At 65.9% G+C, this 20,065-nt stretch carries 23 protein-coding genes; 7 read left to right on the top strand and 16 right to left on the bottom strand.

Going from position 1 to position 20,065, the window contains the following annotated elements; translation table 11 throughout:
* Window positions 1-69 precede the first annotated feature (69 nt).
* Complete coding sequence (locus tag LJ760_RS09945) at window positions 70-723, bottom strand: GntR family transcriptional regulator (protein ID WP_227922304.1); 654 nt, start codon at window positions 721-723, stop codon at window positions 70-72.
* A gap of 139 nt (window positions 724-862) precedes the next feature.
* Here LJ760_RS09945 and LJ760_RS09940 point away from each other — a divergent pair, with 139 nt between their 5' ends.
* From LJ760_RS09940 to LJ760_RS09920, 5 genes are all read left to right on the top strand, one after another.
* Window positions 863-1,654: an NAD(P)-dependent oxidoreductase gene (locus tag LJ760_RS09940; protein WP_227922300.1), complete on the top strand. Its 792-nt coding sequence runs from the start codon at window positions 863-865 to the stop codon at window positions 1,652-1,654.
* 43 nt (window positions 1,655-1,697) lie between these two features.
* A complete protein-coding gene (locus LJ760_RS09935) occupies window positions 1,698-2,783 on the top strand; it encodes an ABC transporter ATP-binding protein (RefSeq protein ID WP_227922297.1) in 1,086 nt (361 codons plus the stop codon).
* Complete coding sequence (locus LJ760_RS09930) at window positions 2,780-4,552, top strand: ABC transporter permease (protein ID WP_227922295.1); 1,773 nt, start codon at window positions 2,780-2,782, stop codon at window positions 4,550-4,552. The genes LJ760_RS09935 and LJ760_RS09930 overlap by 4 nt, the downstream gene beginning before the upstream one ends.
* A gap of 145 nt (window positions 4,553-4,697) precedes the next feature.
* The gene (locus LJ760_RS09925) at window positions 4,698-5,675 is read left to right on the top strand and encodes an ABC transporter substrate-binding protein (protein WP_227922293.1); all 978 of its coding nucleotides are present in this window, start codon (window positions 4,698-4,700) and stop codon (window positions 5,673-5,675) included.
* A 130-nt stretch (window positions 5,676-5,805) separates the two neighbouring features.
* Complete coding sequence (locus tag LJ760_RS09920) at window positions 5,806-6,978, top strand: MFS transporter (protein ID WP_227922291.1); 1,173 nt, start codon at window positions 5,806-5,808, stop codon at window positions 6,976-6,978.
* Between the two features lie 15 nt (window positions 6,979-6,993).
* On the opposite strand, the gene LJ760_RS09915 is transcribed toward LJ760_RS09920, so the two are convergent.
* The 13 genes from LJ760_RS09915 to LJ760_RS09855 form a co-directional block, all read right to left on the bottom strand.
* Window positions 6,994-7,593, bottom strand: a complete 600-nt coding sequence (locus LJ760_RS09915) for a V-type ATP synthase subunit D (RefSeq protein ID WP_227922288.1) — start codon at window positions 7,591-7,593, stop codon at window positions 6,994-6,996.
* Window positions 7,594-7,606: 13 nt separating this feature from the next.
* The gene (locus LJ760_RS09910; protein ID WP_227922283.1) at window positions 7,607-9,010 is read right to left on the bottom strand and encodes a V-type ATP synthase subunit B; all 1,404 of its coding nucleotides are present in this window, start codon (window positions 9,008-9,010) and stop codon (window positions 7,607-7,609) included.
* Window positions 9,003-10,799 (bottom strand): V-type ATP synthase subunit A, encoded by a 1,797-nt coding sequence (locus LJ760_RS09905; protein ID WP_227922281.1) that lies wholly within the window; start codon window positions 10,797-10,799, stop codon window positions 9,003-9,005. Before LJ760_RS09905 ends, LJ760_RS09910 begins: the two co-directional genes overlap by 8 nt.
* Window positions 10,784-11,311: a hypothetical protein gene (locus tag LJ760_RS09900; protein ID WP_227922279.1), complete on the bottom strand. Its 528-nt coding sequence runs from the start codon at window positions 11,309-11,311 to the stop codon at window positions 10,784-10,786. The genes LJ760_RS09905 and LJ760_RS09900 overlap by 16 nt, the downstream gene beginning before the upstream one ends.
* The gene (locus LJ760_RS09895) at window positions 11,308-11,511 is read right to left on the bottom strand and encodes a hypothetical protein (protein ID WP_227922278.1); all 204 of its coding nucleotides are present in this window, start codon (window positions 11,509-11,511) and stop codon (window positions 11,308-11,310) included. The genes LJ760_RS09900 and LJ760_RS09895 overlap by 4 nt, the downstream gene beginning before the upstream one ends.
* 26 nt (window positions 11,512-11,537) lie before the next feature.
* Window positions 11,538-11,993 carry an ATP synthase subunit C gene (locus tag LJ760_RS09890; protein ID WP_227922277.1) on the bottom strand — a complete coding sequence of 152 codons (456 nt, stop codon included), beginning with the start codon at window positions 11,991-11,993 and terminating at the stop codon, window positions 11,538-11,540.
* Complete coding sequence (locus LJ760_RS09885) at window positions 11,990-13,291, bottom strand: V-type ATPase 116kDa subunit family protein (protein WP_227922276.1); 1,302 nt, start codon at window positions 13,289-13,291, stop codon at window positions 11,990-11,992. The genes LJ760_RS09890 and LJ760_RS09885 overlap by 4 nt, the downstream gene beginning before the upstream one ends.
* Complete coding sequence (locus tag LJ760_RS09880; RefSeq protein WP_227922275.1) at window positions 13,278-14,231, bottom strand: hypothetical protein; 954 nt, start codon at window positions 14,229-14,231, stop codon at window positions 13,278-13,280. The genes LJ760_RS09885 and LJ760_RS09880 overlap by 14 nt, the downstream gene beginning before the upstream one ends.
* Entirely contained in the window at window positions 14,231-14,674 is a 444-nt protein-coding gene (locus LJ760_RS09875) for a hypothetical protein (protein ID WP_227922273.1), read from the bottom strand. Before LJ760_RS09875 ends, LJ760_RS09880 begins: the two co-directional genes overlap by 1 nt.
* Before the next feature lie 44 nt (window positions 14,675-14,718).
* Entirely contained in the window at window positions 14,719-15,039 is a 321-nt protein-coding gene (locus tag LJ760_RS09870) for a ferritin family protein (RefSeq protein WP_227922271.1), read from the bottom strand.
* A gap of 140 nt (window positions 15,040-15,179) precedes the next feature.
* Window positions 15,180-15,728, bottom strand: a complete 549-nt coding sequence (locus LJ760_RS09865; protein WP_227922268.1) for a flavin reductase family protein — start codon at window positions 15,726-15,728, stop codon at window positions 15,180-15,182.
* 6 nt (window positions 15,729-15,734) lie between these two features.
* Window positions 15,735-16,172, bottom strand: coding sequence for a peptide-methionine (R)-S-oxide reductase MsrB (gene msrB / locus LJ760_RS09860; protein WP_227922266.1), 438 nt, complete (start codon window positions 16,170-16,172; stop codon window positions 15,735-15,737).
* Between the two features lie 14 nt (window positions 16,173-16,186).
* The gene (locus LJ760_RS09855) at window positions 16,187-16,678 is read right to left on the bottom strand and encodes a hypothetical protein (protein ID WP_227922264.1); all 492 of its coding nucleotides are present in this window, start codon (window positions 16,676-16,678) and stop codon (window positions 16,187-16,189) included.
* A 95-nt stretch (window positions 16,679-16,773) separates the two neighbouring features.
* Between LJ760_RS09855 and LJ760_RS09850 the strand changes: the two genes are divergently transcribed.
* Together LJ760_RS09850 and LJ760_RS09845 are read left to right on the top strand one after the other, a co-directional pair.
* A complete protein-coding gene (locus LJ760_RS09850; protein ID WP_227922262.1) occupies window positions 16,774-18,036 on the top strand; it encodes an alpha/beta hydrolase in 1,263 nt (420 codons plus the stop codon).
* A gap of 257 nt (window positions 18,037-18,293) precedes the next feature.
* Window positions 18,294-19,037, top strand: coding sequence for a class I SAM-dependent methyltransferase (locus LJ760_RS09845; protein ID WP_227922259.1), 744 nt, complete (start codon window positions 18,294-18,296; stop codon window positions 19,035-19,037).
* On the opposite strand, the gene ybaK is transcribed toward LJ760_RS09845, so the two are convergent.
* Together ybaK and LJ760_RS09835 are read right to left on the bottom strand one after the other, a co-directional pair.
* Window positions 19,034-19,543 (bottom strand): Cys-tRNA(Pro) deacylase, encoded by a 510-nt coding sequence (ybaK, locus tag LJ760_RS09840; protein ID WP_227922256.1) that lies wholly within the window; start codon window positions 19,541-19,543, stop codon window positions 19,034-19,036. The genes LJ760_RS09845 and ybaK overlap by 4 nt on opposite strands.
* 51 nt (window positions 19,544-19,594) lie before the next feature.
* Entirely contained in the window at window positions 19,595-20,065 is a 471-nt protein-coding gene (locus LJ760_RS09835) for a SufE family protein (protein ID WP_227922254.1), read from the bottom strand.

Below are 20,065 nucleotides of genomic sequence, written 5' to 3'. Positions count from 1 at the left end.
TGAAGTTTCGATGCCGCCACTGTATGCGATCGACCGGTCGGTCCGGTTGAAAGAGGGGTCGGAGGATGGCTATCGGCCGGTATTGCTGATGGCCAGGGCGATGCTGTCCATATGGGTTTCCATCAGCCTCACTGCCTTTTCCGGATTCCGTGCCGCAATTGCTTCAATGATTTCCAGGTGCTCAGGAAGGGAGACGGCGGCTCGGCCAGGTTGCATAGCGAGACGGAACTGGTGTCGAACGCTCTGTGCTCTCAGCCGCTCGATGGTCGCTGAGGCGGTCAGCTGCCCGCTGATCTCGACTATGCGTCGGTGAAGGCGTTTATTCAGCGATGAATAGTGTTCGAGCTCACCGGTAGCTACAGCGTCTTGCATTTTCTGCCCCGTTTCCCGCAACTCCAGAACCTGCGCATCGGTGACGCATTCCGCGGCCTTTTTTGCACACAAAGCCTCGACAGCGCTTCGCACCTCGATAATTTCCACGGCTTCCTCAATGGACACAGAGCGCACGCGGGCGCCGCGGTTCTGTACACGTTGGACAAGGCCTTCGACTGCCAGTTCGGACAAAGCATCGCGCACAGCGCTGCGACTTACTCGGTATTGGGCGGTGAGATCACTCTCGATGAGCCGCTGGTTCGGTACGAAGTCTCCCCTGATGATTCCCTCGCGTAGTGCATCGGTTAGGGAAAGGGGGCGCGGGGCCGCGCGGGCGGGGTCTGGGGTCATCGGAACTCCTCTGAGCGCCGTCCTGTTGGCGCAAGTGGTAACGGTTGGGTAACGAAGCGCTATGTGAGGTGGACCACATCACATTTTGTTGACAATACTGTAAATCATTCTGTCAACAACGTCGTTTCGGAGAAATCGCATGAGTGTCATTGCTGTGTTGGGTCTAGGCGAGGCAGGGCAGCTTTATGCGAAAGGGCTCGCCCAAGCTGGCGCAACCGTTCGCGGGTACGATCCGTTCGTTGATGCGGAAGGCATTAACCAGGTCGACAGTCTGCGGTCGGTGGTAGACGCGGCTGACGTTGTTATCAGTCTTGTCGGCGCCGGCGTCTGCCTGCAGGTCGCCGAGGACGTTATTCCGCTCCTGCCGCGGGCCGCGGTTTATGCGGATTTCAACACTGCAGGTCCTTGGGTGAAAGCCCAGCTGGCAGCCGTGGCATCGGAACACGGCGTGGGCATGGCGGACGTCGCAGTGATGGCTCCCGTGCCGCGGGCAGGCAGCAAAACACCCTTGCTGGCCAGCGGTGAAGGCGCCGAAGACTTCGCGCGGGTCTTTCGCGCCTTGGAGTCGCCGGTTGAAATCGTGGCCGGGCCGGTTGGCGCCGCAGCCGGCAGGAAACTGCTCCGCAGCGTGTTCATGAAAGGGCTGGCGGGGCTGGTTCTCGAGTGTGAAGCAGCGGGTGAAGCTGCTGACTGCTCCGATTGGCTTCTGGCCGAGATTGCGACGGAGCTTGGTCCCCAGGGCGGGGAATTTGTGGACCGGCTCCTTGTCGGATCGCGCCAGCATGCTCAGCGCCGGCGGCATGAAGTCGAGGATGCGCTGAAATTCCTCCGGGACCTGGGCACCGAATCGTGGATGACTCAAGGCACCTTGAAATGGATTTCCTCCCTGGCTCCCAGCGGGAACGCTGAACTGACTCGTCCTGTGCCGTAATCCCAGTGCTAACCAGCTACCTCTCAACTACCGGAGACCCGACATGAACATCGAAGTTGAAAACCTAGTGCTCAAGTACGGCGACAGCACCGCCATCGACAACTTGAACCTGACCGTTGAAGACGGCGAAGCTGTCGTGCTCCTTGGGCAATCAGGATGTGGGAAAACAAGCACCATGCGATGTATTGCCGGGCTCGAGGAGCCGGCGTCGGGAAGTGTCCGCATTGCCGGAGACTATGTTTTCGATAGCGCGAAAGGGATAGATAAGCCGCCGCATCAGCGAAACATTGGCATGGTCTTCCAGTCCTACGCCATATGGCCGCACCTCACTGTGTTTGAAAATGTGGCCTTCCCTCTCACGATGAAACGGACGCCCAAATCCGAAATGCGGCAGCGGGTCACTGAGACCCTGAAGCTGGTGGGGCTGGACCATCTCGCCGAGCGCGGAGCCAGCATGCTCTCCGGAGGACAGATGCAGAGGGTTGCCCTGGCCCGGAGTCTCGTTATGCAGCCGTCGGTGCTACTCCTGGATGAGCCCTTGTCCAACCTTGATGCCCGACTCCGCGACCGGCTGCGCATCGAGCTGAGGGAACTCCAACTGGAGTTGGGTTTGACGTCCATCTATGTCACCCACGACCAGGACGAAGCGCTGGCACTTGCTGACCGGATTGCGCTGATGCAGCACGGGCGCATTGTCCAAATCGGCACACCCACCGATATCTATGGAAGCCCGCTGAGCGCTTCCATCGCCGACTTCCTCGGCGTATCCAACATCATTCCGGTGACGGAAGTCGATAGTTCGACCATCAAGCTGTCCGGCTCCGATATCGCCTTGAAAGTCGGGCCGTACAGCACTTCCGGGTCCGACCTGAAGGCCTGTATCCGAGGCGAGGATCTGGAGTTGGCGGCTCCCGAGGCGGCAGGGATGAACTCCGTGCCCGGGATCATCACGGTTCAGAGTTTCCAGGGACCAACAGTCCAGTTCCATGTAAAGACCAATGAGGGATTGACCTTCAACGTTCTTGCTCCGAAAGCCGCGGCGATGCAGTTCAAGCTCCATGACGAGGTGACCGTCCGCATTCCATCCGCCGGCGTGCAGGTACTCCCCACCGAGGTGGCAGCGGCATGAGTACGTCGGTGGGCAACCCTCCGAACGTTGCGGAAAACAGCACTACACGCCCGGCCGGGCGATCGGCCCAGGGTCATGCCCGCCGCGGACTGCGGCGGTTCCCTGTTCCGATCCTATTGCTCGTCCTGCTTGTCATCCTTGTCATCCTTCCGATGGCACTGGTGGTCTTGTCCTCCTTCACCTCCGAAACTCCGCGGCCCGGCAACATCTCGCTGCGGGGGTTGACGATGGGGAATTACGTCAGCCTCTTTACCGCCGGAGTGGGACAAGCCACCATCAACTCCCTGCTTGTAGGGCTGGGATCTTCCCTGATAGCGCTCGTAACCGGGGCCTTCCTCGCGTTTATAACTGCCCGGTCCGATGTGCGGGCCCGAAGGTTCCTATATTTCGTAGGTTTCCTGCCCATGCTCCTGCCTTCGTACGTGGGGGCGCTAGCTTGGGGAATTCTGGGTGCACCAAATGCCGGTCTTCTGAACACGCTGGCCCGGGACCTGGGCTTCGGCAATGTCGTGAATATCTACGGCTTGGGTGGATTGATCTTTGTCCTCGGCCTTTACTACGCGCCCTACGCCTTCCTGCTGATTCATAGTTCGTTCAGTCTGATGAATCCGGACTTGGAAGAAGCCGCATCCGTACATGGTGCTCCGTTGTCCCAAGTCATGAGGAGAATCACCTTCCCACTAGCGACTCCAGCCATCCTAGGCTCACTGATCCTGGTCTTCACATTGACGGTGGAGAACTTCCCGGTCTCGCAAATCATCGGAGGAGCAGGAGGCGTTGATACGCTGCCCACCTACATTTACCGGTTGATGAACAGCGCGCCTTCACGGGGCAATGAAGCGGCGGCAGTTGCTGTTTGCCTGGTCCTGGTGGTCCTGGCTGTCACGATGCTGCAGCGGAGAATGCTCGCCAAACGCAATTTCACGACGGTCTCGGGTAAGGGCATCAAACCGCGCAAGGTCAGTCTTGGGAAATTCCGAACCCCGGCCCTGTTGCTCGGAATCGTCTACTTTGTCCTTTCGGCAGTGCTGCCCCTCTTGGCGCTGTTGACGGTCGCACTTCACGATTCTCCGTACATCTCGACGCTCACCAAGATGTTTGAGCCGGGGGTTTTGACGCTTTCCACCTTTGTCGATGCATTCACCTCCGATATTGTGCTGAAGGCGACCGCCAATTCAATTATTGTCGGTATCTGCGCGGCCATCATTGGCACGGCGCTCTGTTTCATTCTCGCGTACGTCGTCAACCGGACGAAGCTGCCAGGCCGGCAGCTTCTTGAGTACATTGCCATGCTGCCGCTTGCGGTTCCGTCGATTGTTCTCGGACTGGGGTTGCTCTGGACTTGGCTCATTATGCCCATTCCGATCTACGGCACCTTGGCACTCATGGTCATCGCCTTCACCGCAGCACAGTTGCCGCAGGGCTTCCGCGGGATAGCCGGATCGATTCTCCAAATCGATCGGGACCTCGAAGACAGCGCAGTCATGCACGGCGCAAACAGGGTGCGTGCGGTGTCAAAAGTTACCCTGCCGTTGATGCGGGTGGGACTTACATCGACTTTCCTGCTGCTCCTGATGCTCTCTATGCGTGAACTTACCGTCCCGCTCTTTTTGTTCACTACCGATACGCGACTCCTTTCGATCGTCATCTTTGATGATTTTGACAATGGAGTCCTGCAACGTTCTGCCGCAATAAGCATTCTCTATTCGCTGGTCCTGCTCGTGATTTCACTTCTTGCCCGCCGATTCGGCGCAAAGCAAGAAGCCTAAATTTTCCTAGAGAGGAAACACCTTGAAGAAATCGACGCAATACAGACTATTCGCCGGATTCATGGCGGCATCGTTCCTGCTTACCGGGTGCGGAGGCGGGTCCGATCCGGGAAGTGATGCTGAGGTCGAAACAAGCGACGGCTTGGTGGTAGAAGGAGAAACCCTGGTGGATGCCGAGCTATTCGAAGCGGCTAAGGACGAGGGCTCGGTTATCTTCTACACCGGTGGAAGCGAACAATCGGAAGCCCAGGTAACGGAAGCGTTCACTGCTGATACCGGTATCAGCGTCGAAACCATCCGCCTAGCCCCGAACCGGCTGAGTGAAAGGATCCTTAGCGAGCAGGGTGCGGGGAAGCTCGGTGCCGACGTCATCCGTATTTCGGGGGAGGACCTGACCCTGGCTGTTGCGGAATCAGGCGCTTTTTCACCCTTCGAAGTGCCGTCCGAGTACCAACTAACAGACGACGCCACCTATGAAGACGGCCTTTACTACCGGTCATTCGACCGGGTGTACAGCTTCGCGTACAACAACCAACTTGTTTCCCCCGAGGATGCGCCGGAGAACTGGTCTGATCTGCTGGATCCGAAATGGAAGGGGAAACTGGGCATTGTGCAGGTTGGTGCGGGAGGAAGTACCTCGGCGCTGACCCGGTTCCAGCTCGACACCCTGGGCGAGGAGTACCTCGAAGGCTACGCCGCCCAGGAACCCCGCATCTTCGACTCCGTCGCCGCGCAGACCGATGCACTGGCACGAGGCGAAATCAGTATCGCCACAGTACCCATCGCTACCGGGTACAGCTCCCAGGAAGCGGGGGCGCCGATCACCCTCGCCACGCCGGAGGAAGGCATGGCCGGCTACGCCTTCTACGTCGGCAGGACAACAAGTGCGCCCCACCCGGCTGCTGCCGAGGTGTTCGCCAAGTGGCTCCTCTCGAAGCGCGCACTGGCAGTTTCCGCAGCCCAGGGCGACTATCCGGCGAGGACCGATCTCGAAAGTCCAACCGCTGGGGATCTTGAGTTGCCGGAAGCGGATGCCATCTACCGCTCCACGATGGAGGAGTCCATTGAGAACCTCGAACCGGATGCCGAAATCTGGAAGACCGTGTTCGGCTACACGGGTTAGCAGGCGCTTGTATTAGCCCGCTGGTCAGCGGCAGGCCCACCGCAGCTGTGGTGGGCCTGCCATTCCCATGAGCAACGTCGGAAGCGGTGCAAGCAGTGAGACATGACGCGTCTAACCGCAGGACGCCTGTATGAAGCAGTGGCCGTGGTCCTTGCTGATCCACGCGTTTTTTCTTCAACTCACCATTTACATCGTCCGGCCCACAACCGCATACCGGGCACTTGAAATAGGTGTCGAACCGGCCCTCCTGGGACTCGTTTCCACGAGTTTCGCCGTACTGCCACTCTTTGCGGCGGTACTCCTCGGCCGTGCATCGGACCGGGGGCATGACGGGAAAATGCTGATCTGCGGAGCCGGACTGATGCTTCTGGCAGGAATGGGATTCCTGTTGTGGACGCCGTCCCTGTTCCTCCTGATCGTCTGGAATATCACGCTGGGCCTCGGGCACGTTCTGTGCGTAGTTGCCGAACAGGGCCGTGTAGCCAGGGGGGAACGTGCCAAGCTCGACTCCGCGTTCGGTGTCTATACGTTCGCCGGGTCGGCCGGGCAAGCACTCGGTCCTGCGCTCATTGCGGTGGCGGGCGGATCCGCCACTATTCCCGACACTGATTTCCTCTTCACTGCTTATCTTGTCGGAACCGTTTGTCTGGCCGTCGCAACGGTCTTTATGCTCCGGTCACCCCGCGCAGTTGCAGTCGTTCCCCGCCGGGCGGGATCACTGCGGCAAGCGCTCAGGACTCCCCGCTCCACCAGGTATTCGATCCTGGCAGCCATGGGAGTCAGCATGATGGTTCTGAGCGCCATTGACCTGCTCACCGTTTACCTGCCCGCACTGGCCGTGGAACGAGAGATACCGGCGTCTACCGTCGGATTGCTGCTGAGCCTGAGAGCCGTGACGACCATGGCGTCCCGTACAGTGATCGGCCCGCTGGTCCGGCGATTCGGCCGCAATCCGCTAATCATCGGTTCCACAGCTGCCTCTGCGCTGCTGATCGGAGCATTGGTGCCGCCGTGGGATACCTGGGTCCTTGCGGTCGTCATCGCCCTGGTCGGCGTAACCCTGGGCATTGGACAGCCGCTAACCATGACCACTATTACGCTCGCTGCAAGCCCGGGTACCAGCAGCACATGGTTGGGGCTGCGCCTCAGCGCGAACAGACTGGGCCAGTCCACTATCCCCGCTGCCGTCGGGTTGTTGGCTGCGACTAGCGGGGCTGCCGGTGTTTTCGCCCTGACTGCTGCCGCAATGGCCGCGGTATCCGTGGTCTCCATGCGGACTCAACGCTATGGCCCGCACGAATGAAGCAGCTTCCCGCCCTCACATCAGCCCGGCGGCCCAGCGTAGGCGCAGGCTCTCCTCCAGCTCCTGCTCGGCGATCCGGCGTTCGATAGCTGTCAACTGTTCCTCCAGCCGGGGGATCCACCGATTCTCTACAGCCCGCTGCCGCGTTCGGGTGGCCGCGAGTTCCTCCGACACCAGCAGCAACGCCCGTTGCCCGGCCGCCGCGGCCACGGCCGCTTCCAAGGCTGCCCGGTGCGCCGACGCCGCAAACGCCAGGGCGGAGCTGCCGCCGGCCGGCGGAGACGTCGGCACCGTGCAGGATGCGGATTCGGGATACGAGATGCCCATCGCCCCGCCCCACTGCACCACGGCGACCGCCGGGTCCGGTGGGGCCGCCTCCAGCAGCCGGTCCGCACCGTCCAGCCCGGTACTGCGCTGCAGCCACACCGCAGCCGTCCGGGCGCTGGTTTCCCAGGCACGGATACCCGCATCAGCGCGTTCCTGCAGCCCGTCGATGGCTGCCTGCAGGATGCGCTGCTTCCGGTCCAGCAGCTCGGCCCCGCGCCGGGCCGTGGCGAGCCGCCGCTGCACCTCGGACCGCTCGGCGCGGCTGCCGCCGGACCGGAACCCGCTCACAGCTGGACTCCGCTCATGGCACCGTCGCGCCCGTTCCGGGCAGGTACCGGTCCAGGAATTCGGCGGACAGCATGGTCAGTTCCCGCCGCGGCAGCAGCGACAGTGCCTGCCAGGCAAGGTCCAGCGTCTGCTCCAGGGTGCGCAGCTCGTCCCGGCCCTGGTTGAGCAGTTCCTTCTCCACTACGGTGCGGAACTCGATGTAGGCCTTGTCGGTCTCGCTCAGCGCGGCGGCTCCCACCAGTTCGGCCAGTTCCGCTGCGGACCGGGCGCGGGCCATGGCGGACAGGATCTGCGCGGCGACGTCGAGGTGGTCCTCCCGGGTGCGTCCCCGCCCGGCGCCGCTGCGCATCAGCCGTGACAGGGAGGACAGCACATCCACCGGCGGATAGATGCCGCGCGCGTCGATGTCGCCGTCGAGCACCACCTGCCCCTCGGTAATGTAGCCGGTCAGGTCCGGCACCGGGTGGGTGATGTCCCCGGCGGGCATGGTCAGCACCGGCACAATGGTCACCGATCCCTCCCGGCCCCGGACGCGTCCGCAGCGTTCGTACAGGGTTGCCAGGTCGCTGTAGAGATAGCCCGGGTAGCCGCGCCGGGCCGGGATTTCCCGGCGCGCAGCGGACACTTCGCGCACCGCCTCGGCGTAGCTGGTCATATCCGACATCACCACCAGCACGTCGGAACCGTCGTCATAGGCCAGGGACTCCGCGATGGTCAGGGCGATGCGCGGGGTCAGGATCCGTTCAATTACCGGATCGTCCGCGGCGTTCAGCAGCAGCACCAGCTCACCGGCGGCAGAGCGTTCCTCCAGCCGGTCGCGGATATAGGCGATATCGGCATGCGTCATGCCCATGGCCGCGAACACCACCCGGAAGGCCCGCCCGGAGGATGCGGTCGCCTGGGCGGCGATCTGCGTGGCCAGGGTGAGGTGCGGCAGCCCGGGGATGGAGAAGATCGGCAGCTTTTGGCCGCGGACCAGGGTGGTGAGGGCATCCACCACGGAGATGCCGGTGATTACCGGGTCCTGCGGCGGTTCCCGGAAGACGGGGTTCAGCGGCCAGCCGCCCACCGGGGAAGTGTGCTCCGCGGTGACCGGCGGGCCGCCGTCGAGCGGCTCCCCCCGCCCGTTGCATACCCGGCCGAGCCAGCCGGTGCCCACCGGGACCGCCAGCGGCCGGCCCTGGAACCGGACCTCCACTCCGCCCAGTGCCATGCCCTCGGTGCCTTCGAGGACCTGCAGGGTGGTCTCGTCACCGTCAATCTCCAGCACCAGCCCGTGTCGCTGGGGACCGCCGTCGACGTCGACGGTAGCGAACTCGTCCCAGCCCACGCCCTCCGTGTCGCCAAGAACCAGCAGGGGTCCGCGCAGTTCACGCACATCGCTGTGGCCCACCCGTGCCCGGTTGCCGCTAGCCATGGGCATCTCCCGTCGATGGCTGATCCAGTGTTTCGGTAAGCTGCCGAACGAAGGCCCGGCCGCGCTCCTGCACGCCGGCGGCATCCGTGGGCCCGGTGTCCTCGCGCAGGCGCAGGATGGGGGAGAAGTCATAGCGGTCGACGTCGGCCGGCGGCACCCCGCGGGCCACCAGGGTCTGGCAGGTCTCCACCACGTCCAGCACCGCCTGCAGCAGGGCGGCGCCCTTTTCCTCGGAGCTGTAACCGTCATTGGGGCTGAGCGCGTTCTGCAGCAGCACCCCGTCACGGATCAGCCGCCCGCCCAGGAGGACCATCTGTTCATGTCCGGGGAGGGAGGAGGCACCGATGATTTCCGCCAGGGCGGTCAGCCGGTCAGCTTCCGAGAGGAGCAGGGAGGCCTGCGCACGGCGCTGCGTCCACTGCGGATCCCCGTGGGCGGAGTACCAGCGGCCCAGCGACTCAGCATCCCGGGAGAAGGAACCGCGCCAGCTGACGGCTGGGTAGTGCCGGGAGTAGGCGAGGTCCCGGTCCAGCAGCCACAGCGTGCGGACAAAGCGCTGGGTGCCGGTGGTCACCGGTTCGCTCATGTCCCCGCCCGGAGGGGAGACCGCTCCGATCACGGTGACCGACGCCGTCGCCCCGCCCAACGTGCGTACCCGGGCGGCACGCTCGTAGAACGCCGCGAGTTCGCTGGCCAGGGAAGCCGGATACCCTTCCTCGGCGGGGAGGTCGCCGTTGCGGTTGGCGAACTCGCGCAGCGCCTCGGCCCAGCGGGAGGTGGAGTCGGCAATCACGACGGCGTCGTAACCCATGTCCCGGAAGAACTCGGCCACGGTGACACCGGTGGCGATGGACGCTTCCCGGGCCATCATGGGCATGTTGGAGGTATTGGCGATGATGACGGTCCGGTCAATCAGCTTCCCGCCGGTACGGGGATCGTCCAGCCCGGAGAGCCCTTCCAGGACGTCGGCCATCTCGTTGCCGCGCTCGCCGCAGCCCACATAGACAATCACATCCGCATCGGACCACTTGGCGATCTGCTGCAGGGTGAGGGTCTTCCCGGTGCCGAAGCCGCCGGGTACTGCGGCTGCCGCGCCGCGGGGAACCGGGAAGAGCAGGTCCAGCACCCGCTGCCCGGTCTGCAGCGGAACCACATCAGCGATGCGCTCGCCGAAAGGCCGGGGGCTGTGTACCGGCCAGCGCTGCGCCAGCGGCACCTCCACGCCGCCGATCCTGGCCACGGGATCCAACGGCCGGACCTTGCCCTCGGCCAGCCAGGTCAGTTCCCCGGAGACCGACGGCGGTGCCAGCACGCGGAATTCGATCGTTCCCACGCCGGGCACGGTGCCGAGGACCTGGCCGGCCCGCACCATGTCGCCGACGGCTACCGACGGCGCGAACTCCCACCGGGTTTCCAGCACTGCCGGGTCTTCGGCCGAGCTCTGCCGCTCCTGCGTGAGCCACAGCGGAGCCGAGGACAGGGGGCGCAGCAGCCCGTCGAAGACCGTGCCCAGCAGTCCCGGCCCCAGCAGCCCGGCCAGCTGATGGCCGGTCCGCTCGGCACGGTCGCCGGCCTTCAACCCGCCGGTGTATTCATACGCCTGAAGGGTGGCTTCGTCGCCGTTGATGGCGATCGCCTGCGCGGCAATGCCGTCCGGACCGATGTTGACCACCTCAAGCATGGACAACCCCGGCAGTCCGCTGACTTCCACGAGCGGTCCGCTCACCCGGGTGATCCGGCCGTCGCCTGCTGATTCAGCCGGGTCCGGAGTCCTCACGCGTCGTCCCATAACCGCCGCACCTCCCCGGCGTGGTCCTCCAGTGCCTGGTCTGCCAGGGTGGGCAGCGACAGGTCCAGCCGCCGCGAGCCGGCTGTTCCGATGACGCCGCCCTTGTAGCTTTCGGTCACGGATGCCATGGGGCCGAGGACGCGGTCCGCCTGCGCGGTCAGCCGCCGCAGGATCTGCGGGTAGCGCGGGTCCCTACGGACTTCATGCACCTGTTCCTGCACCTGCTCGGCCAGCAGCGACCGCAGGCGTTCCTGTTCGGCCAGCACCGTCCGGCGTGCCTGCCGGCGGGCGCGGGCGGAGGACGCAGCGGCGTCGGCCCTGGCCGCCTCGGCCCCCTCGCGCTGCGCGGTTCGGCGGATGGCGTCCGCCTCCGCCTGCGCCCGGCCGAGCAGATCCGCCGCCTGCTGCCTGGCCTCGGAATCCAGCCGGGCGGCTTCCGTCCCGGCGTTTCGGCGCAGTGCCTGGCGCACCGGGTCCAGGGCTGTCTCGGCGCCCTGCGGCAGCCGGGTCATGAAGGCAGCACCGCAGTGAGGGGCGACGCCGGATCCGCCAGTTCGATGCCCAGCTCCGCGGCGGCGTCGGGCGTGAGCAGGACAACGCACACCGAGTGGGGCAGGCTGGCCCAGACCGCCCGGACGTCCGCTGCTCCCGCGGCCGGGTAGAGCACCGCTCCTGCCAGCCGGTACCCCTCCAGCAGGGCAGGGTTGCCCACCGCGGCCACACTTCCTTCCCGGCGGGTCATGCCTGGCCAATGAGGATGATGGAAATGATCAGCCCGTAAATCGCGATGCCTTCTGCCAGTCCAACCACCACCATGGCGCGTCCAAAGATTTCCGGCCGCTCACTCATTGCCGCCAGGGCTGCCGAGCCGGTGTAGGCCACGGCGATGGCCGCGCCGATGGAGGACCCGGCGACGGCGATCGCGGCGCCGATCAGGGCCGCACCGCTGCTGTCGCTGCCGTCGGTCGCCGCAGCGACAGCGGTGGCGGCAGCTCCGCCGTCGCCCGCCGTGGCCGGGGCCGCGTTCAGGGCGGAGACCAGCAGGGCCAGTGCTCCGGCCATCAGGACGCCGTTCAACCCGAGCAGCGCGCGGACCCCCGCCCGGCGGCGGCGGCGCATCAGGGCCAGGGCAACTCCGGCCAGCAGGACGGTAAGGAACAGGGCCAGTGGAAGGACGGCAAACCAGGGATTCACGGCAGATGCCTTTCAGCAGGGGCGGGGGCAGAGGCGGGGCCAAGATCGGGGGTCCAGGGGCGGAACGGACGTCCCTCCTCGGTGAAGACGCGGGAGAAGAGCTCGTAGTACTCCAGCCGCAGGGCCTGGATTCCGGCAACGAGGCCTTCCAGTGCGAAGGTGAGCACATTGCCCAGCACGAACATCAGGATGGCGGGAATGATCCGCCAGCCCGGTTCCCAGATGGCCGTGGTTGCCTGCCAGACCACCATCATCAGGGCGGCGTGGGTAAGGCCGAACGCGGCCAGCCGGGTAAAGGACACCAGATTGGAGGCGAGCTGCACCACGGTGTCCACCAGCTCCACGGTGGCCTGCAGCCCGCCGGTGGGCCCGCCGCCGGATTCCACGAACAGGCCGATGAAGATGAACACCAATGCGATCAGTGCCGCGGTTCCGGCAGCCACCAGGATCACCGCGCTGCCGGCCAGCAGACCCCAGGCCACCAGCCCGATCGCGGCGAACAGCAACGCGCCGGCCAGCCCCGAGCGGGCGTAGAGGGCGTACGCCCAGCCGCCTTCGCGGACCCGGTTGATGGTCCCCAGCGCGTAGGACCCGGCCAGCAGGACGGCGCCCAGCACCAGGGCGGCGACGATCAGCGGGATGGGTTCTTCGAGCGGTTCCAGCCACAGCACCGGCAGCACATGGGTGGGACCGAAGAACTCCCCGTACAGGAACCCGAAAAACACTGCAGCGGCACCCGCGCCGGTAATGAACAGCCATGTCCGGCGGTAGCGGTCCAGCCACGGCACGCGAAGGAACCGGACCAGCAGCCCGGCAATCACCAGCAACGCCCCCTGCCCGGCGTCGCCGAACATCATCCCGAACATCACCACGTACGCCACGGCGGCTATCCGCGCAGGGTCCAGGTCCGCGTAGGGGACCGTGGTGTAGGTGTCCACCAGCAGCCGGGACAGCCGCGGCCGGCGTCGTTCCTCGCCGGTGAGCTGGGTGGGTGGCTGCACGCCGTGCGGCCGGCGCAGGGGAACCGCCGAGGCGCCGTGCGGTTCCAGGGCCTTCCGGAGTTCCGGCAGCTGCCGGGTGGGGGACCAGCCAACCAGCGCGGCCACGGGACCGTGCACGACGGCGGCATCCGCGGCACGGTCCAGCTCGTCGGGTCCGTCACCGGGGTCGTAGGGAAGATCCAGTTCGACGGCGGCGCTGCCCGCCACCTCGGTCAGCACGGGACGGCCGGCGTCCACGGGCCAGACCAGGGCAATGCGTTCCATCCGCACCGGACTGAGGGTTTCACGCCACGGCATCGAGCACCTCGCTTCTCCCGGTGCCGGTCGCTGCGGCGGCCAGGGCGGCCCGGACCCGCCAGGCATCCGCGGCCAGGACCGCCATGGCCCCGACAATGACGTCCGGGCCGGGCAGGCCGGCCCGCAGCAGGCCGAAACCGTCCGTTTCCACCTGCGCGGCGAGACGGGCCTCCGCCCGCCACAGCTCCTGCGGTTCCTGCACCTCGGCCAGGACCTGTCCGGCCGCCGGGCTCAGTGCCGCGGTCAGCTCCGGCAGCGACGCAGCTTCGGTCCATCGGGTGCCGATCAGCGGACGGAGCAGGGATACCAGCCGGTCCGTGGTGCCGGTTCCGGTCACCAGCAGCAGGCGGGCGGCCAGCAGCACGGCACCGGCAACAGCCCACGGGCGTGTTGCAGGGGCGGCCGAGGCCAGCCGGCGCAGCCAGACGGCCGTGAGCATATCCGGCAGGGACACGGCGGGGCCGGGGTCACCCCAGGGCGACGCGGCCAGCATCGCCTGCAGCGTCTCGGGGGAATCGGCGGTCTGCAGCCGAGGCCAGGCCGTGGCCAGCCCGCCCAGGTCGAACACTGGGGCCGAATCGGCGCCCGGCTCCAACCCGGCCCCGGTGCCGGTGTTCCGCCGCAGTGCGGCGGCCAGGGCAACGATGTTGTCCGCCTCGTACCGTGCGGCGGCAGCCCGGACCAGCTGTGTGTCCTGGCCGGCCGGCAGCCAGCCCGCCAGGACACGCAGCTGCCAGAGCACGGTACGCCGGGTGGCCTGCTGCGCAGCTCCAAGTGTTCGGGTGCCGGCCAACTGATCGGCGTACACCGATCCTTCCAAGGCCTCTACGGCGGCCGGCAGGTCCGGCAGCGCGGAGAGTTCCCGGCAGGTGCCGGCGCCTGCCCTCCGCTGCGCCATGGACCGTGCCCTCACGGTGGCCGCCACCCAGTCTGCTCTCATCAGCCGGTGTCCGTTCCGCGGCCCAGCAGGTCCTGTACCAGGTCCGCCACAATGGCGGAAGCGAGTTCCGGCACCCGTGATTCGCCGTGGCTGCGGAGTCTCTGTGCCTCTTCCCGGGCTTCGCTAAGCAGGTGTTCATTTTCGCTTGCGGCTTCGGCGGAAACCCGCGCTGCGGCTTCGGCACGCACGGCACCACTGTTCATCCGGGCCTGTTCCACCAGGGCAGCGGCCTGGCGACGGGCAGCGGCGACGGTCTGCTGTGCCTGGGCTCCGGCGGTTCGGGTCTGTTCGCTGCCCTCGGCGATCGTTGGTTCAAGTGCTTCGAAGACGGGGATGAGCTCCGCGGCTGTGCCTTCGTCGTCAGTAGCCGGGACGCCGGCAGGACCGGCCGGTCCTGGCGCGCCGACGGGTCGGAAACGGTCCAGCAGGCTGTTGCGTGCCATGCGGCACCTCCCTGAGCGGAGGGATAGTTGCGGGTTGCTGCAAGCTAGTCTCCGGTGGCTTCGGCCTCCGAAGCCTCGCCGTGCCGGACTATGTCGCCCTCTGTGAAGAGGATGCCGTGGGCGATTTCCCGCCAGAGGGGAGTCCGGCGAAGCAGGAATTCAAGCTCCATGCTGAAGTGCTTGAACTCCTCACCGAGCGAATCAAGCATGATGGCCCGCGACTCGGCGTCAGGCTCCACGGCCATCCGCTGGACATACCAGCCGATGGCTTCGGCTTCCTCCGCCAGGCTGGCGCACATGCGCGCAAAGGTCCGCGTCTCGGCGGGAAGTTCGGAAGGCGGCTCATGGTACTGGTCTGTGCCCATTTGTCTCTCCTGAGGACCGGTGGCTCCGCAGCGTCCAGCCGGCTGCGAAACGTTCCCCCGTTGATCGACGTTACGGGGGGCACGGTGGGGAAACAATGGTTTAGGCCGGGTCAGGCGGCCGCGCCGGACGGATCAAAAGCTCAGCGGGCCAGCCGGGCGTAGGCGGAGGCGAAGTGCAGCAGCGGGTCGGCCTCGTCGTCGGCCCCGGCTCGGCGGCCCATGGACACCACCTCGCCCACGATCAGCTGGTGGGTGGCCGCCGTCGTCACCTGCGTGGTGCGGACCTCGAACCAGGCGATGGAATCCTCGATGACGGCGGCACCGGTTTCCGGCGCCCGGCCGTAGTTAACCTGGTTCAGCAGGCCTTCCAGGGGCGAACCGGGACTGGCCAGCCAGTTGGCAGTGCCCCGCAGCCGCGCCGGCAGCAGGCTCAGGGCCCAGCTGCCGGCGTCGATCACTGCCTCGGCAATGCGTGCCTCGGCGTACAGGCTCACCAGGAGGGTGGGTGGATCGTAGGAGACGGAGAGGAACCCGCTGACGGTCGCCGCGTAATCGCGCCCGCGAAGGCGGGTGGACACCACGCCGACGCCGGACGCGATGTCCGCGCTCAGCTCCCGGTACCGGTCGATCACCTCGTCCGGGAGGTCGGGCCCGGCAACCGGCTCCCCGGGAAAGACTCCGTGCTCCATGACTCCCTATTCCGCGGTATCGGCGGCGGGAACCAGCTTCACGGAGATGGAGTTGATGCAGAACCGCTGGTCGGTGGGCGTGTCGAAACCTTCGCCTTCGAACAGGTGTCCCATGTGCGAATCGCAGTTGGCGCAGCGGACTTCAATCCGGTCCATGCCCATGCTGCGGTCATGCAGGTAACGGACCTTGCCCTCGGCCAGCGGGGCGAAGAAGGACGGCCAGCCGCAGTGCGAATCGAACTTCTCGCTGCTGGTGAACAGATCGCTGCCGCAGGCACGGCACTGGTAAACGCCGGCGGTCTTGGTGTCCCAGTACTCGCCGGTGTACGGCCGTTCGGTGCCGGCCTTGCGCAGCACGGCGTACTCCTGCTCAGTGAGTTCCTCGCGCCACTGCTGGTCGGTTTTCTGGACCGGGACGGTTCCGGTGTTCTCTTCGGTAGTCATGTCAGCGTCAACGCTTAAGAGTCGCCAATAAATCCCGAGCCGCTGTACAGATGCAGCACGGGAACGCCGAGCCGGTCCTGCGCCTCATTGGCCCAGTCCGTACGGAAGGTGTCTTCGACGGCGTGCGGCGTGGTGACCACTACAACCTGGTCCGCGTGCGTGCGCTTGGCGGTTTCGACGACGGCGGCAACCGGGTCTTCGCCGGTGACCGTGCCGGTGGCCTCGAGGCCGGCTGCCTGCAGCTGTTCCAGGGAGTCGGCGAGCGAGGTGACCGCTTCTTTCACCTCGTCGGCCTTGGACGGCCGGCCGCCGGTCAGGTTCCGGAAGGCTTCTGCAAAATCCAGCAGGCTGAGGTTGTCCAGCACGTCCACCAGCAGGTTCCGGCCCGGATCAGCGGGCACCAGAACCTCAAAGCGGACGGGGTTCTCTCCTGCAACGGCACGCAGGTTCTCTATGTCGCGGCTACCCAGCGATTCTTCCGTCAGCACCACAATTGTCGAAGTCATGCGCACCAGCCTAGTACGCCTGTCCCGGCAGGCCGCCCAAGGCCGCACCGGCCTGCCGTTACACGGACCCGGCACCCATCCGGTAAAAATGTTCTATGGCTATCTCCGTTCCTTCCGATGCATCCTCCGGCACCACCCCGGTTCTCTCGGTTCCGTGGGTCCGTTGGACGGCGTTCGGCGCCGGCGTCGGTGCTGCGGCTTCCACCGCCGTCGTAGCCGCCGCCTCCGGACTCGGCATCTACTTCGCGCGCCAGGTGGTCACCCCGGCCCGCACGCGGGACGCGAACCTGGAGATCCTGGCCGTCATGGACAGCGAGCACGGCCGGCAGGTCATCCTGCCGGCAAACCTGGACACCACGGTCGAAGGCACGTACAGCCTGTACTTCGACAACGGCAACGGGCATGCCCGGATCGGAGCCATCCGTTCCTATGTGCCCCGTGAGGGCACGGTGCAGCGGGATGTGGAAGAGGTGTACAGCGGCGACCTGAGCAAGGCGCGCCGCGGCTGGTGGAGCGGTTCCATCTATCCCTCGCCGGCCGCCGTCGGGCTTCCCGAGGAGGAAGTCGACATCCCGGTCGAAAACGGAACGGCACCGGCGTGGCTGGTGCGTACTCCCGGTGCCGACACGTGGGCGATCATGGTCCACGGCCGAGGCGCCCGGCGGACCGAATGCCTGCGGGCGCTGCGTACCGCCCGCGAAGCCGGGCTCACCAGCCTGGTGATTTCCTACCGGAACGACGGCGAGGCCCCCTACGCCTCCGACGGCCGGTACGGGCTGGGCCTGACCGAGTGGCAGGACGTGGAGGCGGCCATCCGCTACGCACTGGACCACGGCGCCCAGGATGTGGTCCTGTTCGGCTGGTCCATGGGCGGGGCGATCAGCCTGCAGGCTGCGGACCGCTCGCCGCTGCGCCGGTACATCCGTGCCATGGTGCTGGACGGGCCGGTGATCAACTGGGTGGACGTGCTGGCCCACCATGCCCGGGTGAACCGGATTCCGGCGCAGGCCGGCAGGCTGGGACAGTGGCTGATTTCCAACGCCGCCGGACGGGCACTGACCGGGCTGGCTGCTCCGCTGGACCTCAAGAGCATGGACTGGGTGACCCGTGCGGAGGAAATCCGGATCCCCACCCTCATCCTGCACAGCAAGGACGACGATTTTGTGCCGTACGGGCCATCTGCGGAACTGGCGGAGAAGAACCCGGAGGTCATCACGTTCGAGGCGTTCACCAGGGCACGGCATACCAAGGAATACAACGTGGATCCCGAGCGGTGGGAGCGTGTGGTCCTGGGCTGGCTCAATGACGCCCTTGGCCGCACCCGGCATCCCTCGGAGCACCGTCTCGACGCTGAGTAGCGGGTTACTTCAGCGGTGCGGATTACGGCCGCGCCGAGTGCTCTCCTGCCATGTACTACCGGTAGTTTTCCTGCGCTTTGGGGAAAACCCTCCGGTTTGTGACGATCCCTGCGCGGCGCGGCTCAGGAAAATGCACAAACCGCAGGATAATGCCCAAACCGCAGGGAAATGCACGCCGGGCGTCGGACCGGACCCGGGACAGTGTCAGCGCACAGAGTAGGTTAAAGGCGCACTGACACATTGACGGGGGACCAATAATGCACGACCAACAGGGGACCGCTCCACTGGACGACTTTTTCCCGGCCTGGAACCAGGGTGCACATCCCGATCTGTATGAGCTGGAGAACCGGGCCTTTGACCGCGAAGGGGCGGTCTGGGACGCACTTGCGGGCCTGGCGCCCTGGGCCGGGAAGACTCTCCTCGATCTCGGCTGCGGCACCGGTTTCTGGCTGCCGCGTTATGCCGGACTCGCAAAGTCCGTCATCGGCGTCGAACCCGATCCGCGCCTCCTGACGGCCGCCCGGTCCAGGCCGGGTGGAGCAGAGGTCCTGCACGGCTCGGCCGAACACATCCCGCTCCCGGATGCCTCGGTGGATGTTGTCCATGCCCGGTTCGCCTATTTCTTTCCCTCGCCCCAGAACGACTGCTCCGCGGGGCTGGCGGAAGTCCTGCGGGTCCTGCGTCCGGGTGGATCGCTGGTCGTCATCGACAACGACCAGCACGACGGCGAGTTTGCCGCCCTGCTTGAGGCGGCCAACGCATCGGCGCATCAGGGCGGGGGCAAGTACATCAAAGACTGGTGGGCGCAGCAGGGTGCCTCCACGTCCCTGGTCATGAGCAGCTGGACCTTTGACAATCCTCAGGACCTGGTTGACGTGATCAGCATGGAATTCCCCAACGGGACGGCCGATGAATGGCTAGCCCAGGATCCGCAGCGGGTCCGGCTCAGTTACGGGTACGCCCTGCACCACCTCTGCAAAGGAGAGCGGAACCGCCGCTAGGCAGGCGCGGCGGCGATGGGGGCCGTGACGGCGTGCGTGAGGCGGAGCAGGTCAAAGGGCGAGAGCCCGATCTGCAGCCCCCGCCGGCCTCCGGAGACATACACGGTGTCCAGCAGTTCCACCCGGGATTCGATTCCGGCAGGGGAGGAGTGTTTCTGCCCCAGCGGTGAAATGCCGCCCACCACGTAGCCGGTGCGCCGCTCCGCGTCCCGTCGGTCAGCCATCACTGCCTTGCGCGCACCCATCAGGGAAGCGAACTTCTTCAGGTCCAGGTTCAGGGCCACCGGAACCATGGCCACGGCCAAATGCCCGCCCAGATCCACCATCAGCGTCTTGTAGACGGCGTCCGGCGGCAACCCGAGCTTTTCGGCGGCTTCCAGCCCGTACGACGGCGCGCCGGCGTCGTGCTCGTAGTGGTGCACTGTGTACTTGACCCCGGCGTCGTCCAGTACCTTGGTGGCCGGCGTCGCGCCCTTACCCGGATGCTTGTCGCGGTTTCCTGCCATGGCTGCGCCTCCTGTGCTCCTGCGGCCGCCGCACACCCGGCCGGTTACGGGCTACGCCGGCTGCTGTGCCAGTTTTTCGTGCTGGGCGAGCCGACGCTTGATGCGTCCCAGCATGGCGGACATTCCCCGCATGCGCAGCGGGGTGATGGCCCGGGTGAGGCCCAGACGGTCAGGAACATCGGCCGGAACCGCCAGGATGGCGGCGGCCGGAAGCCCGTTTAGGCCTTCGTAAAGCACGCTGGCGAACCCTCGGGTGGTGGGAGCCTCCGGCGGTGCCTTGAAGAACAGCGACACCAGATGCTCGGGGGAGTCGTCCACGTCCAGGCTGAGGAACACCGGCGACTGGCATTCCACCACCTGTTCGAGGAGCTCGGGCCGGTCGGCGATTTCAGCCGGCAGGTCGGGCAGGCTGCGGGAGAATTCCAGCAGCAGTTCCAGGCGGTCGGATTCCTCCATGGCCTGGAAGTCGTCGATGATCTCGGCCAGGGAATCCGGGACAGCGTTTTCGGGTGTGGCAGTCAT

The organism is Arthrobacter sp. zg-Y895 (assembly GCF_020731025.1).
Lineage (GTDB): Bacteria > Actinomycetota > Actinomycetes > Actinomycetales > Micrococcaceae > Arthrobacter_B.
This window is presented reverse-complemented; position numbering and strand designations above follow the sequence as displayed.

Excerpts from the sequence above, each read along its gene's own strand:
- LJ760_RS09945 (WP_227922304.1), bottom strand. The coding sequence starts at position 723 with ATGACCCCAGACCCCGCCCGCGCGGCCCCGCGCCCCCTTTCCCTAACC.
- LJ760_RS09940 (WP_227922300.1), top strand. The coding sequence starts at position 863 with ATGAGTGTCATTGCTGTGTTGGGTCTAGGCGAGGCAGGGCAGCTTTAT.
- LJ760_RS09935 (WP_227922297.1), top strand. The coding sequence starts at position 1,698 with ATGAACATCGAAGTTGAAAACCTAGTGCTCAAGTACGGCGACAGCACC.
- LJ760_RS09930 (WP_227922295.1), top strand. The coding sequence starts at position 2,780 with ATGAGTACGTCGGTGGGCAACCCTCCGAACGTTGCGGAAAACAGCACT.
- LJ760_RS09920 (WP_227922291.1), top strand. The coding sequence starts at position 5,806 with ATGAAGCAGTGGCCGTGGTCCTTGCTGATCCACGCGTTTTTTCTTCAA.
- LJ760_RS09910 (WP_227922283.1), bottom strand. The coding sequence starts at position 9,010 with ATGGCTAGCGGCAACCGGGCACGGGTGGGCCACAGCGATGTGCGTGAA.
- LJ760_RS09905 (WP_227922281.1), bottom strand. The coding sequence starts at position 10,799 with ATGGGACGACGCGTGAGGACTCCGGACCCGGCTGAATCAGCAGGCGAC.
- LJ760_RS09900 (WP_227922279.1), bottom strand. The coding sequence starts at position 11,311 with ATGACCCGGCTGCCGCAGGGCGCCGAGACAGCCCTGGACCCGGTGCGC.
- LJ760_RS09885 (WP_227922276.1), bottom strand. The coding sequence starts at position 13,291 with ATGCCGTGGCGTGAAACCCTCAGTCCGGTGCGGATGGAACGCATTGCC.
- LJ760_RS09880 (WP_227922275.1), bottom strand. The coding sequence starts at position 14,231 with ATGAGAGCAGACTGGGTGGCGGCCACCGTGAGGGCACGGTCCATGGCG.
- LJ760_RS09875 (WP_227922273.1), bottom strand. The coding sequence starts at position 14,674 with ATGGCACGCAACAGCCTGCTGGACCGTTTCCGACCCGTCGGCGCGCCA.
- LJ760_RS09870 (WP_227922271.1), bottom strand. The coding sequence starts at position 15,039 with ATGGGCACAGACCAGTACCATGAGCCGCCTTCCGAACTTCCCGCCGAG.
- LJ760_RS09865 (WP_227922268.1), bottom strand. The coding sequence starts at position 15,728 with ATGGAGCACGGAGTCTTTCCCGGGGAGCCGGTTGCCGGGCCCGACCTC.
- msrB (WP_227922266.1), bottom strand. The coding sequence starts at position 16,172 with ATGACTACCGAAGAGAACACCGGAACCGTCCCGGTCCAGAAAACCGAC.
- LJ760_RS09855 (WP_227922264.1), bottom strand. The coding sequence starts at position 16,678 with ATGACTTCGACAATTGTGGTGCTGACGGAAGAATCGCTGGGTAGCCGC.
- LJ760_RS09850 (WP_227922262.1), top strand. The coding sequence starts at position 16,774 with ATGGCTATCTCCGTTCCTTCCGATGCATCCTCCGGCACCACCCCGGTT.
- LJ760_RS09845 (WP_227922259.1), top strand. The coding sequence starts at position 18,294 with ATGCACGACCAACAGGGGACCGCTCCACTGGACGACTTTTTCCCGGCC.
- ybaK (WP_227922256.1), bottom strand. The coding sequence starts at position 19,543 with ATGGCAGGAAACCGCGACAAGCATCCGGGTAAGGGCGCGACGCCGGCC.
- LJ760_RS09835 (WP_227922254.1), bottom strand. The coding sequence starts at position 20,065 with ATGACTGCCACACCCGAAAACGCTGTCCCGGATTCCCTGGCCGAGATC.